We start from the raw sequence: 12,581 nt of genomic DNA, 5'->3' as shown, positions 1-12,581 counted from the left end.
GCATGTCCGACACAGATCGTTCCGGCTGGGCCGTCTTCGGTATCGGCGACTTCCGCCTGTTCGGCTCGGCCCGCTTCCTGACGGGCCTCGCTTACCAAATGCAGGCGGTGGCGATCGGCTGGTTCGTCTACGACCTGACGCATTCCGCCCTGGCGCTCGGCCTAGTCGGGCTGGCGGGTTTCCTGCCCGCAGTGCTTTGCGCCCTGATCACCGGCCATGTGGCCGATACCTATGATCGGCGTCTGGTCGGGGCCTCGGCCTTCGGGCTCCAGAGTCTGGCGAGCTTCGGCCTGCTCGCCTACGCGCATGCCGGCCTTCAGGCGGTCTGGCCGATCTATGCCCTGGTGATCGTCGTCGGCACCGCCCGGGCCTTCGCCAACCCAGCCCTGCAGGCGCTGCTGCCGACCCTCGTGCCGGGTCCGCAATTCGGTTCCGCCATCGCCTGGAACGCCTCGCTCTGGCAGAGCGCCTCGGTGATGGGTCCGGCGCTCGGCGGCCTGCTCTACGCCCTTGGGCCGTCGGTGGTGTTCGGCGGCGCGGCGGCGAGCTTCGCCCTGGCGAGCGTCCTGACCGGGCTGATCCGCTTCCGCCCGGCGGCGGTGACGGAGCGGCCACCGATAACCTGGGCGGCGCTCTCGGCCGGCATCGGCTACATCCGCTCGCAGCCGGTGGTTCTGGGCGCCATCAGCCTCGACCTGTTCACGGTCCTGCTCGGAGGCGCCACGGCGCTCTTGCCGATCTATGCCGGCGAGGTGCTGCATGTCGGTCCCCTCGGCCTCGGGGCTTTGCGGAGCATGCCGGCCTTCGGGGCGGTCGCCATGGCGGTGCTGCTGGCCTATCGCCCGCTCCGGCGGCATGCCGGACTCCGTATGCTCCGGGCGTGCGCCGTATTCGGCGCGGCCACGGTGGCGTTCGGGCTCTCGACCTCGCTGCCCCTGTCGATGGCCTGCCTGTTCGTCACCGGCGCCGCCGACATGATCTCGGTCTATGTCCGCCAGACCTTCGTGCAGGGCGAGACCCCGGATGCCATGCGCGGGCGGGTCTCGGCGGTGAACACGGTGTTCATCGGTGCCTCGAACGAGCTCGGCGAGTTCGAATCCGGCGTGCTCGCCGCCGCGATCGGGGCGGTCCCGGCAGTGGTGATGGGCGGCGCCGCGACCATCGCAGTGGCGCTGCTCTGGGGCCGGTTCTTCCCGGCCCTGCGAGCGCGGGACCGGTTGCTGGGGCAGGGGTAGCAGCCGACATTATCCCTCCGCGAACGCTTTCGTCCCCTGAAAGGGATAACTCTTTTTCTTACAACTATTTGCGACAAACGCAGCGCATGCTATCGAGTCGAGTCCCTGATGAGGGGCCTGGAATCGAGCCATGCTGTTCACCGACTTGAATGGCGATCAAGCCCGACAAATGATCGATACCGAGCAGGTCTTCGCGGCCTACGCCGCGGCCCGCACAGAACTCGATCACCGCTATGCCGGCTCTATGGCTTGGAAAACGGTGGGCTCGCACACGTACCTGTATCGGAAGCGCCAAGGCGTCTGGAAGTCTCTCGGTGCCCGTTCGTCCGCCACGGAGGAGATCCACAGCGGGTTCCATCAGGGCCGCGAGCGTGTGCAGGACCGGATCACAAACCTTGCCGCTCGGTTGGACGAGATGGCTCCGGTCAACCGAGCGCTCCGCATTGGGAGAATGCCCATCATCGCGGCCCGCGTGCTGCGCCGCCTCACCGAGGCGCGCCTGTATGGTCCCGTGGTCGGGGTTGTTGGGACCAATGCCCTGTATGCCTATGAACGGCTTGGGGGCGTTCAGATCGCAGGCCCCCAGCTCGCAACCGGAGACATCGACCTCCTGTATGATGCCCGTAAAAGCTTGCGCCTCGTCGCGCCGGAGGCAGCGGCAGGCGGATTGCTGGCCGAACTGCAGAAAGTCGACCGCTCGTTCACGGCCGTTGGAAATCCCGGATTCCGCGCCGTCAACCGGGACGGGTATCTGGTCGATCTGATCATGCCGGCCGGAACGGATCCGATACGGCGGCCGCCCCGCAATCGAATCGGATCGGCCGCGGACGATTTACAGGCGGTCGAGATCGAGGGGCTTGGGTGGTTGGTCAACAGCCCGAAGACTGCCGTCACGGCGATCGATGCCAGGGGCTATCCGGTGCAGATGTGGGTCATCGACCCGCGCGCCTTCGCGCTCCACAAAGCATGGCTTTCAACCAGGGGCGACCGCGATCCTCTGAAACGCTCACGCGATGCCGCACAGGCGGATCTCGTCGCATCGCTCGTACGGACACGACTGCCACGATTGCGGTTCGACGATCCGGCGCTCAATGCCTTGCCGCGCGCCCTGCGCGATCTGGCCGATACGATCGGAAGGCCCCAGGCTTCAGAAACGACGGCCGTGAAACGATCGGAGCCCGACTGGTAGCCGAGCTCCAAAGTCCGAAACGAGTCAGCGTCCCGCCAGCAGCGGCGACCAGGTCGGGTCGGAGGCGTAGGAGGGGGTCGGGATCGACTGCTCCACCTTGCCGGTGATGTCGACCATGAACAGCTTGCCGCCGCCCTGGCCGCCCGGATCGCGGAAGAACAGCACGTACTGGCCGTTCGGCGCGAAGGTCGGCCCCTCGTTGTGGTAGCCCTCGGTGAGGACGCGCTCGCCGGTACCGTCGGGCTTCGACACGCAGATGGCGAAGCCGCCGTTGCGCTGGCGGGTATAGGCGATCAGGTCACCGCGCGGCGACCAAGCCGGCTGCGAGGCCGAGCCGGCCCCGAAGGTGATGCGGTGTGGGTTCGAGCCGTCCGCACCCATGACATAGACCTGCTGCGAGCCGCCCCGGTCCGACTCGAACGCGATCTGCGTGCCGTCCGGCGCATAGGTCGGCGAGGTGTCGATCGCCATGCCGTTGGTGATCGCATGCTGAGCCTTGGAGGCGATGTCCATGGTCACGATGTCGGCGTTGCCGCCCTGCTGCACGCTCATGACGAGCTTGCGCCCGTCCGGCGAGAAGCGCGGGCTCGCGCTCATGGAATCGACGTTGCCGAGCGCCTGGCGCGCGCCGGTCTCGAGGTTGATCACCTGGACCCGGGGCTGGTGCCCGTTGGCCTGGGCCATGAAGGCGATGTCCTGTGTGGCCGGCGAGTAGCGCGGCGCGACGATCGACATCTCGCCGCTGGTGATCGCCCGGACATTGGCCCCGTCCTGATCCATCACCATCAGGCGCTTGCGGCGATTCTCCTTGGGGCCGCTCTCGTCCACGAAGGCGATGCGGCTGTCGAACCAGGGGCCGAGGCCGGTGATCTTGGTATAGACCGCGTCCGAGATCAGGTGGCCGGTGCGCCGGGCGTTGGCGGTGTCGGTGCCGTATTGCTGGCCGGTCATCTGCTGGCCGGAGGTCACGTCCCAGAGCCGGAACTCGACTTTAAGCTTGCCGGAAGCGTCCCTGGAGACGCGGCCCGTGACCAAGCCCTGGATGCCGGTGGCGCGCCACTTCTCGAAGTTCGGCGCCGCATCGAAGTTCGGCTGCTCGGGGAAGCGGGCATGGTCGAGGGGCGTGAAGTACCCTGAGCGGCGCAGGTTGTTGGTCACGACCCCGGAGACGAGTCCACCGAGGCTCGGGTCGCCGCCGAAATCGGCGATGGCGATCGGCATCGGCTGGAAGTTGCCGCCGCCGATGCGCAGCTGCAGCTGCGCGTGGGCCGGCGCTGCGAAGCCGAGGGCGACCGCGAGGAACGCCAGGAATGCGATCAGGCGCGCAGCTGAGGACGCCGGAAGAGGCCCGGCGGAGGGGAGGTTCTGCATGGGTCGGATCCGAAGTGGCGATCAGACGGGGAGGCGGATGAGGGCAGGCGGCGCGGACGGCGACCTCAGGTCGCCGTGAATTCGAACTCCGCGTTGATGGCCTTCCAGTCGTTGTAATACGGCGCGTAGGTGGCCGGAATGTTATACGGCGCGCAGCGGCGTACCGCCCGGAGCGCGGCTTGCGCGATCGACTGGTCCACAGAGCTCGAACCGCCCCGCATGATCCGCGGCTCGGTGCTGAGCGAACCGTTCGGGTTCAGGCGGATGTCGAGCACCGGCAGGATCACGCCCTGGGCGGCACCGGGGGGCGCGGAGTAGCAGCGCTCGATCTGCTGCTGCAGCAGACCGACCAGGGCGTCGCGCAGGGACGGCGACAGGCGCTGCGCCGTGCCGGTTGCGGCACCCAAGGCGGCGACCTTCTGCACCGTGTGGCCGGTGGCGCCGGTGGATTGCGATGGCGCCTTCGACGCGAGCATCGAGCGGATGTCGCCGGCGTTGAACTTGTCGGCGAGCTCGGCCTGCTTGCGCGCCTTGGCCTCGCCATCGGCCTTGGCCTTGGCGTCCGCCATCGCCTTGGATTTCGCCTTGGCGGCGGCCTCGGCCTTGGCGGCGGCTTCCGCCTTCTCGTGCGCGGCCTTGGCCTCGGCCATTTCCTTCTGACGCTCGGCTTCCGCCTCGGCCTTGGCTTCGGCGGCTTTCCGGGCAGCGTCCCGAGCAGCCTCGGCCTTGGCGGCATCCGCTTTGGCCTTGGCCTCGGCCTTCGCGGCGGCGGCCTTCGCGGCCGCAGCCGCCGCTTCGGCCTCCTGGCGCTCAATGAGCTTGTCGAGCTGCTCGCGCTTCTCGGCTTCGGCCTTCGCAGCCGCCTTCGCCTCGGCCTTGGCCGCAGCCGCCTTCTCGGCGGCGGCAGCCTTATCGGCCGCGGCTTTCTCGGCGGCCTTTTCCGCGGCCTTGGCGGCAGCCTTCTCGGCCTCGCGCTTCTCCTCGGCGGCCTTGGCGGCTTTCGCGACCTCCTGCGAATCCTGCTCGGCGCGCAGGGGCATCTCCTCCGCGTTGGCGAGCTTCATCTCGGCCGTGCGCTTGGGCGCGGTCGGCGCGTCGGTCTTGGCGTTCTCGGGCTCGCGATCCTCGACCTTCTCGGCCTGACGGTCGGCGCGCGGCTGGGCGTTGGGCATCGGCTTGTCGGCCTGACGCTCGCCCTTGGTGATCTCGGAGAACTGGTTCTCAGTGATCACCTCGACGGGCACGCCCTCCTGCGCCTCGGGCAGGGCCGGGGCCGCCACGCTGAACAGCGCGAAGGCCAGCAGCGCCACGTGGGTGCCGGCGGAGATCCAGACACCCGGTTCCTTGCGGTCGAAGTGGAACTCCACGGTCCAGGCCCTACTGATGCTCAGGCTCGGTCACGAGGGCGACCTTCTTGAAGCCGCCGCCGGTCACGATCGCCATCACTTGCGCGACGCGGCCGTAATCGACCCGCTTGTCGCCACGCACGAACACGCGCTCCTCGGTGCCGGTCTTGGCGGTCTCGAGGAGCTTCGGGATGATCGTCTCGTCGGTCAGCTCGTCCTCGCCGAGGAAGACCTGGCCGGTCTGCCGAATCGAGATCGTCACCGGCTTCACGTCGGAATTGAGCGGCGAGGCCTTGGATTGCGGCAGGTCGAGGGGCACGCCCACCGTCATCATCGGCGCCGCGACCATGAAGATGATCAGCAGCACCAGCACGACGTCGATGAACGGCGTCATGTTGATCTCGTTGATCGGCCCGCCGCGCCGGCCCCTGCGCCGCCGCCGCTTGCCGCCGTGGGATGCCCCCGCCGCCATGCTCATGGATGGATCTCCTGGATCGGCGCGGTCAGGCGGCGAGCGAGAGGCGCTCGTCGATCTGGCGAGAGAGGATCGCGGAGAACTCGTCGGCGAAACCCTCCAGCCGCGATTGCGACTTCGAGACCTCGGCCTGGAGTTTGTTGTAGGCCAGCACCGCCGGGATCGCGGCGAACAGGCCGATCGCGGTGGCGAACAGGGCCTCGGCGATGCCGGGCGCCACGACGGCGAGCGAGGTGTTCTTCGAGGCCGCGATCGAGGTGAACGCGGTCATGATGCCCCAGACCGTGCCGAACAGGCCGATATACGGGCCGGCCGAGCCGATCGAGGCCAGGAACAGAAGGCGCGACTCGAGCCGCTCGACCTCGCGCTGAATGGTGACGTCGAGCTGCTTCTCGATGCGCTGGGACAGGGACTGGACCTGACGGCCCGACCCCTCGAACGAGCGCTTCCACTCGCGCATGGCGGCCACGAACACCGCCGCGAGCCCGGTGGCCGGGCGATCGTTGAACGAGCGGAACAGCTCCTCCAGGGAGCGGCCGGACCAGAACGCGTCCTCGAACGCATCCATCTCGGCCTTGGTGCGCCGGAACAGCAGCGTCTTGTCGACGATGATCGACCAGCACCAGATCGATGCGCTGAGCAGCCCGATCATCACGATCTTCACGACGAAGTGGGCCTGCAGGAACAGCCCGAGCAGCGTCATGTCGGCGACAGGCGCGGCCTGCATCGCGTCGGCTGGGTTCATCCGTCGAGGTCTCCTGCTCCGGATCGCGATGCGCCGGGCGAGGCCCGCGTCCGCCGGATCCGTGAGCGATATCAATGCTATCGTCCGCGAATCTGTCGAAAGTAAGGGCCGTCTTCGCGCCCGGACTCGGCCGGCTTGCACCGACCTCGTTAAGGGCGCGACAGGGTTAAGGATCGGTTTCGATCCCGGCGATCCAAAGGCATTCCGAAGTCTCGGCCGCACGGTTCTGCCAAGAGGCTGGACCTCGTGAAACCGGCTCCTTTATCCTGATGCGGTCAAAGTACCGCGTGCACCGCGAGTCTCAGTACAGGAAGCGTCATGACCCTGCCCGTCCCGAGCCTCCACGGCCTGCTGCCCGCCGAGCCCGCCCGTTTCCTCGGCTGGTCCTGTATCGGCGACCCGGCCATCGCCGGCGCCCTCGCACGGTCGGGCTTCGACGCCGTGCTCCTCGACCAGCAGCATGGCGCGCACGATTACCATTCGTGCTGCGCGGCGATCACCGAGGTAGCGCTCGCCGGCAAGCCGAGCCTGGTCCGGATCCCGGTGGGCGACTTCGCGATGGCGTCGCGGATGCTGGATGCCGGCGCCGCGGGCATCGTCGCGCCGATGATCAACAGTGTGGCCGACGCGCAGGCGCTGGTGGCCGCCACCAAATACCCGCCGGTCGGCCAGCGGAGCTGGGGGCCGGACCGCGCCATGTGGATGTCGGGCCAGAGCGACGCGTCCGAGTATCTTGCGGGCGCCAATGCCCGAGCCCTGACCATTGCCATGTGCGAGACCGCGGAAGCGATCGACGCTCTGGAGCCGATCCTGGCCCTGCCGGGCATCGACGGCATCCTGGTCGGCCCCGCCGACCTGTCGATCGCGCTCTCCAAGGGTACGGCCATCGACCCGGCCGGCGCAGCGGTCACGGCCGCGCTCGGCGAGATCGTGCGCAAGACCCGGGCGGCCGGCAAACTGCCCTGCGCCTTCTCGCCGTCCCCGGCACGGGCCCGGGAGATGGTCGCGATGGGCTTCCAGCTGGTCTCGGTCGAGTACGACGCGATGACCATCGTCAACGCCTTCGCCAAGCTGCTTCGGGACACCGACCCGACGCGGGTCGCCTGAAACCCGTGCCTTACTCGGCTCCAGCCGGGGCCAGGAGCCGACGCAGGGCCTCCGGCAGGCGGATGGCACGGCCGTCGCGCACGCAGGCGACCGTGACCTCGGCGGCGACAAGCCGTTCATGGCCCCGGCGCACTTCCTGGGCGAGCTGCATCGAGGCGCCGCGCAGATGCTGCGTGCGGGTCACGATGGTGAGTTGATCGTCCATGCGGGCGGGGCGGATGAAATCCAGCGTCATCCGCCGCACGACGAAGACGAGGCCGCGCGCTTCCCGGTGCAACTCGGACTGATCCCCCGCCAAGCCGCGCAGCAATTCCGTCCGGCCGCGCTCGAGGAAGCGCAGATAGCTCGCGTGATAGACGAAGCCCGAGAAATCGGTGTCCTCGTAGTAGACCCGCACGCCCAAGAGGTGGGGCGCGATGCTGTCGTTCGTCGTCACGAGGTCGGTCGAGTTCGGTCGGCTCATCGGTGTCGTCTACGGCATGGTGCGGAGGCGGGGAAACCCGCCCGCTGAGACCGTCGCGGCAACGTGCCGCTTGGCAGGCCTCCGACATGACGAGGGCCGCCTTGGGGCGGCCCTCGCGTAGTCAGGTCTGGGCTGACGGATCAGCCGCCGATGCGGGCGGCCAGGCTCGCCGAGTGGGCGTGCTCGTCGGCGATGTAAGGCAGCGCCTCGCTGGCGAAGCGGCGGCCTTGGGCGCTGTCGCCCGACTTAGCGTAGGCGTCGTAGAGGGCCAAGGTCTGCGCGTCGGACCGGGCCTGCTGGTCGATGTAGGTGCGGTCGAAGGACCGGCCGTTCGGGGCCGACTTGAGCTGCGACAGGCGGGCCTGGCCGCGCTCGCCGAGCGCCACGCGACGGCCCGGCTCGGTCGGGCTGTTGTCGACGATACCGACCGCGCCCAGCGCGCCGCCGACGATGCTGGTGCCGAGATTCGCGGCAATGGTCACTGGCGCCAGCACGAAGCCGACCGGGTTGCTCAGATCGGTCTGGATGCCCTGGTTGTCAGAGACCACCGTGCCGTTACGCGACAGGGAGGTGTTCGCCGGCAGGAGCGCGTCGGTGGTGGCCTTGCGCTCGACCAGAACGCGGTTGGCGTAGTTGCGAACCCGCGGGTTGCGCGAGCGCTCCAGGGCGATCCGGCTCGCTTCGATGCTGGTGGCATCCGAACGCAGCGCCTCGGCTCGGAACGCGGGGGTCTCGGTGGCGGCAGCGCCGACGCCCTGCTGCTGGTTGGCGAAGGGCAGGATCCGGATCGGCAGCGCGTCCTGTGCGAATGCCGGCGTCGTGAGCGCAGCGGCGGAAAGGCCGAGGACGGCGAGGGTGATGTTCTTCATGTCGAAAGATAGTCCCTGGTGTTCTTATTGAGGGCTCAAAGATCTTTCGGGATACCGCGACCGAAGCCACAGTCCCACGATCCTGCCAGCGCCACGCAGACTAGGCGCGGTTGCCACCACAACTGCCGCGTTTTTCCACTGTTCCAATCGACCGATCGCTTTTGCGTGATCGGACCAGGGGGTTCGAGTACGCAAAAGCTTGGCTGTATTGGAAGCGTAGGCGGCCCAAAATCAGAGACCGCTCAGAGGCTTGCCAATTGTGCGGCGCACCGAAAAGGCGGCACCGCCCCGAAACATAGCAGCGGTTGCCCATGAAGCAGGCGTGAACCAGCCCCGTACCAACCGCATGGAGCCGCCGATCAGTGGCTCAGGCCGCGTCGCCGTCGTCGAATAGCCTGTCCTGCTCGCGCCGCGGCTCGGCAAAGCCCATGTGCCGGAAGGCGTGCTTCGTCAGCACCCGGCCGCGCGGGGTGCGCTGCACGAATCCGCGTTGGATCAGGTAGGGCTCGATGATGTCTTCGATGGCGTCGCGCGACTCGGACAAAGCCGCCCCGATCGTCTCGATTCCCACCGGACCGCCGCCGAACGAGGTCGCGATCAGCGTCAGGTACTTGCGGTCCATCACGTCGAGGCCGACCGAGTCCACGTCGAGCAGCTTCAGCGCCCGGTCGGCGATGGCGCGCGTCACCGTCTCGGCCTCAGCCACGATGGCGAAGTCGCGGACCCGCCGCAGCAGCCGGCCGGCGATACGCGGCGTGCCCCGGGCCCGCCGGGCAATCTCGTTGGCGCCTTCCGGCGACATGCCGAGCCCGAGCACCCGGGCGCCGCGGGCCACGATCTTCTCGAGCTCGTCGATCTCGTAGAATTCGAGCCGGATCGGGATGCCGAACCGGTCGCGCAGCGGCGTCGTCAGCAGCCCCGCCCGGGTGGTCGCCCCGACAAGGGTGAATTTCGGCAGCTCGATCTTCACCGAGCGGGCCGCCGGACCCTCGCCGATGATCAGGTCGAGCTGATAATCCTCCATCGCCGGATAGAGGATTTCCTCCACGGCCGGGTTGAGGCGGTGGATCTCGTCGATGAAGAGCACGTCACGCTCTTCGAGATTGGTCAGTTGCGCGGCCAGGTCGCCCGCCTTGGCGATGACCGGGCCCGAGGTCGAGCGGAAATTCACCCCGAGCTCGCGTGCCACGATCTGGGCCAGCGTGGTCTTGCCCAGGCCCGGCGGCCCGACGAACAGCACGTGGTCGAGGGCTTGGCCGGTCATCTTGGCCGCCTCGATGAAGATCTGCATGTTGGCGCGCGCCGCCTTCTGCCCGATGAACTCGGCCAGGCTCAGCGGCCGGATCGTCTGGTCCACGTCCTCGGCGCGCTTCTCCGGCGTGAGGAGGACGTTGGTCGGGGGCTTCGGCTTGCTCATGGACCTTCGCTCGTGGACCGGCCCGCCCGGACCGCTGGTTGAGGGTCCACGGAAGACGTCGCGTCCGGGCCGCTTCTCCTAATACGCGGCGCCTGCGAAGTCTAAGCGCGCGGTGCGGCCGGTGCCGCAGCACACCGTCACGCCCGCCGGCTGCGGGGCCGTGCCGATAACGGCCGCAATCGATGAAACCGAATTGCTGCGCCGCGCATTCCACTGGCAACTTCGTAAACTCGGCCGCAGGGCGCTGTTCCACCATGACCATCCGATCGACCGCAGCCAGCGCGGCCAGTGCCCTCCTGCTTCTTGTCGGCTTGGCGAATGCCCAGGCCGCGCCGGCCGGAACCGAGACCAAAGTGGCCGAGGCCGCTCCGTCTCAGGTCCATCCGGTCGCCGCCGTCGAGCGCGACGACGACGCCACCTGCAGCCGGGCACGGCGGCGCCTGTGGATCGAGGGCGAGGGCTGGGTGGTACGCCGGATCACGACCTGCCGCTGACCCTGTGGGGGACGGCGCCCATACGCAGTCCCCGCGGCTCGCAGCCCGGAACGGCCGGTGATCGGGTCGGTTGCACAGGTTCACGCCTGACGCGTTCCTTCCGCCGAAATTCGGAGCCGGCTGCATGATGTCCCGGACATTGCTCACGCTCTCAGCCATCCTTCTGGCTGCTCCGGCTGCAGCACAGGGTATTTATCCTTCCGCACCCGTGACGACCGGGGATGCCGATTTCGCCGGCCCCTTCGTACGCGGTACCTATATCGGCGCCCCGCTGACCCGCGTGCCCCGGCCAAGCCAGATCGTGCCGTCGCCCTGGAGCTACGGGACCTACGGGATCCCGACCGTCACCGGCATCGCGGCCGCTCCGGCGCAGCCGCCAACCATCACGGTCATCAACGCGACAAACCCCGCGGCGAGCCGCGCGGCCGGCGCGCGGGTCATTTCGGTCCAGGTTCCCCGCCGTTGAGCGCCGCGAACCAACTGGCATAGGGCGTGTTCCGGACCATGTGACGGTTCAAGTCCGGCGCATCGTCGTCCCACCAGACAGGACCGCGCTCGCCGAGTTCCGTCTTGGCGGCGTCGACCGCGGCACGGGCGGCCTTCATCGCGGTACCCGCTTCCGGCCGCCCCTCATGCTCGGCAGCCTTGGCCGCCTTCACCGCTCGGCGCCCATCCATCAGCCGGGACACCAGAGATGCGCGGTGCTCCGCCGAAAGTCCGGGATTGGCCCGCCGCCACAATCGGCCACGCACCACGATATAGCGCAAGTCGGGCGTGGTGATGACCTCGCTCATGCTGGAATTCGGCTCCGCTGTTGGGTCGAAATTAAGTCTTGTTGTGCAGAAACCGGAGATCGAGTCCGGGTCATGCCATGCAGATCGTTATCGTCGATTCGAGCCGCGTCGTGCTGCAGATCATCGCCTCGCTGATCGAACCGCGCGGCCATGATGTGCACGCCTTCACGGATTCCGCCCAGGCCCTGCAATTCCTCGCAGCGACCCCCTCGGTCCGAGTCCTGATCACCAGCGTCGAAGTCCGACCGCTCTGCGGGCTCGAACTCTGCTGGTCCGCGCGCCTCCTCGCCGAGGAACGCCGGCCGCTGCACGTCATCACCATGTCGTCCGCCCGCAACGTCCGGAGCCTCGCCGAGGCCCTCGACAGCGGCGCCGATGACTTCATCGAGAAGCCGCCGAGCGCCGAGGAGCTGAACGCACGGTTGCGCGCGGCCGAGCGCCTGATCACCATGCAGGAGGAGTTGATCCGGCTGGCCGAAACCGATCCGCTCACCGGTGCCTATAACCGCCGTGCGTTCTTCGACCGGGCGCGCATGGCCGCGGAGCAGGGCGGTCGCCCGGGCCGGATCTCCGCGATCCTGGCGGACATCGACCACTTCAAGCGGATCAACGACGAGCACGGCCACGATGTCGGCGACCTTGCCATCCAGGCCGTGGCCGAACTGATTGCGGGGGACGGCATCGGTGGCCGGCTGGGCGGCGAGGAATTCGGCCTTGTCCTGCCGGGCTGCGGACTCGCGGAAGCGATCGCCCGGGCCGAGTGCCTGCGCGCGAGCGTCGAGGCGCTCTGCATCCGCGGCAGCAATCATGCGATCAGCCTGACCTGCAGCTTCGGCGTCAGCACCTGGATCGAGGCGGACGACGTTCATGCCCTGATCAAGCGGGCCGATATCGCGCTCTATGCCGCCAAGGGCAGGGGCCGCAACTGCGTCGTGCCGTACCAGAGCGATGCCGGCTTGGCCGTCGCAAGCTGAGACAGCCGAGCCGGCCCAACCTGGCACGACGCGGCACAGTATGGTTACGGGCAGCGACCCATATCGGCACAGGCATTCGCGGCACGATGACAGGAATCGACA

The 12,581-nt window shown here is 68.2% G+C and carries 14 protein-coding genes; 6 read left to right on the top strand and 8 right to left on the bottom strand.

The annotated features are described in order from the left end of the window. Nucleotides 1-2 precede the first annotated feature (2 nt). Together MKK65_RS25465 and MKK65_RS25460 are read left to right on the top strand one after the other, a co-directional pair. Complete coding sequence (locus tag MKK65_RS25465; RefSeq protein ID WP_243960805.1) at nucleotides 3-1,235, top strand: MFS transporter; 1,233 nt, start codon at nucleotides 3-5, stop codon at nucleotides 1,233-1,235. 130 nt (nucleotides 1,236-1,365) lie between these two features. After that, on the top strand, nucleotides 1,366-2,424 hold the full coding sequence (locus MKK65_RS25460) for a nucleotidyltransferase domain-containing protein (RefSeq protein WP_243960803.1): 1,059 nt from the start codon (nucleotides 1,366-1,368) through the stop codon (nucleotides 2,422-2,424). Nucleotides 2,425-2,448: 24 nt separating this feature from the next. Here MKK65_RS25460 and tolB read toward each other — a convergent pair whose 3' ends face one another. The 4 genes from tolB to tolQ form a co-directional block, all read right to left on the bottom strand. Then, nucleotides 2,449-3,795 (bottom strand): Tol-Pal system beta propeller repeat protein TolB, encoded by a 1,347-nt coding sequence (tolB, locus tag MKK65_RS25455; RefSeq protein ID WP_243960801.1) that lies wholly within the window; start codon nucleotides 3,793-3,795, stop codon nucleotides 2,449-2,451. Nucleotides 3,796-3,860: 65 nt separating this feature from the next. Continuing rightward, nucleotides 3,861-5,162, bottom strand: a complete 1,302-nt coding sequence (gene tolA / locus MKK65_RS25450) for a cell envelope integrity protein TolA (protein WP_243960799.1) — start codon at nucleotides 5,160-5,162, stop codon at nucleotides 3,861-3,863. Nucleotides 5,163-5,172: 10 nt separating this feature from the next. Continuing rightward, the gene (locus tag MKK65_RS25445) at nucleotides 5,173-5,619 is read right to left on the bottom strand and encodes an ExbD/TolR family protein (protein ID WP_058192919.1); all 447 of its coding nucleotides are present in this window, start codon (nucleotides 5,617-5,619) and stop codon (nucleotides 5,173-5,175) included. Nucleotides 5,620-5,644: 25 nt separating this feature from the next. Next, on the bottom strand, nucleotides 5,645-6,361 hold the full coding sequence (gene tolQ / locus MKK65_RS25440) for a protein TolQ (RefSeq protein ID WP_007566854.1): 717 nt from the start codon (nucleotides 6,359-6,361) through the stop codon (nucleotides 5,645-5,647). Between the two features lie 318 nt (nucleotides 6,362-6,679). Between tolQ and MKK65_RS25435 the strand changes: the two genes are divergently transcribed. Further along, nucleotides 6,680-7,468: an HpcH/HpaI aldolase family protein gene (locus MKK65_RS25435; protein WP_243960796.1), complete on the top strand. Its 789-nt coding sequence runs from the start codon at nucleotides 6,680-6,682 to the stop codon at nucleotides 7,466-7,468. A gap of 10 nt (nucleotides 7,469-7,478) precedes the next feature. Here MKK65_RS25435 and ybgC read toward each other — a convergent pair whose 3' ends face one another. From ybgC to ruvB, 3 genes are all read right to left on the bottom strand, one after another. Next, nucleotides 7,479-7,931 (bottom strand): tol-pal system-associated acyl-CoA thioesterase, encoded by a 453-nt coding sequence (gene ybgC / locus MKK65_RS25430; protein ID WP_243960794.1) that lies wholly within the window; start codon nucleotides 7,929-7,931, stop codon nucleotides 7,479-7,481. Nucleotides 7,932-8,071: 140 nt separating this feature from the next. Beyond that, entirely contained in the window at nucleotides 8,072-8,800 is a 729-nt protein-coding gene (locus tag MKK65_RS25425) for a DUF4142 domain-containing protein (RefSeq protein WP_058192922.1), read from the bottom strand. 367 nt (nucleotides 8,801-9,167) lie between these two features. Next, nucleotides 9,168-10,217 carry a Holliday junction branch migration DNA helicase RuvB gene (gene ruvB, locus MKK65_RS25420; protein WP_243960792.1) on the bottom strand — a complete coding sequence of 350 codons (1,050 nt, stop codon included), beginning with the start codon at nucleotides 10,215-10,217 and terminating at the stop codon, nucleotides 9,168-9,170. 254 nt (nucleotides 10,218-10,471) lie between these two features. Here ruvB and MKK65_RS25415 point away from each other — a divergent pair, with 254 nt between their 5' ends. Beyond that, entirely contained in the window at nucleotides 10,472-10,711 is a 240-nt protein-coding gene (locus tag MKK65_RS25415) for a hypothetical protein (RefSeq protein WP_243960790.1), read from the top strand. 124 nt (nucleotides 10,712-10,835) lie between these two features. Next, nucleotides 10,836-11,177: a hypothetical protein gene (locus tag MKK65_RS25410; RefSeq protein ID WP_243960788.1), complete on the top strand. Its 342-nt coding sequence runs from the start codon at nucleotides 10,836-10,838 to the stop codon at nucleotides 11,175-11,177. Here the strand turns inward: MKK65_RS25410 and MKK65_RS25405 are convergent. Further along, nucleotides 11,149-11,505, bottom strand: a complete 357-nt coding sequence (locus MKK65_RS25405; RefSeq protein ID WP_243960786.1) for a hypothetical protein — start codon at nucleotides 11,503-11,505, stop codon at nucleotides 11,149-11,151. The genes MKK65_RS25410 and MKK65_RS25405 overlap by 29 nt on opposite strands. 77 nt (nucleotides 11,506-11,582) lie before the next feature. Here MKK65_RS25405 and MKK65_RS25400 point away from each other — a divergent pair, with 77 nt between their 5' ends. Beyond that, nucleotides 11,583-12,479 carry a GGDEF domain-containing protein gene (locus tag MKK65_RS25400; RefSeq protein ID WP_243960785.1) on the top strand — a complete coding sequence of 299 codons (897 nt, stop codon included), beginning with the start codon at nucleotides 11,583-11,585 and terminating at the stop codon, nucleotides 12,477-12,479. Nucleotides 12,480-12,581 lie beyond the last annotated feature (102 nt).

This window comes from Methylobacterium sp. J-001, assembly GCF_022829565.1.
Lineage (GTDB): Bacteria > Pseudomonadota > Alphaproteobacteria > Rhizobiales > Beijerinckiaceae > Methylobacterium.
Note: the sequence above shows the minus strand (reverse complement) of the source record. Positions and strands in the feature narration are given on the sequence as shown.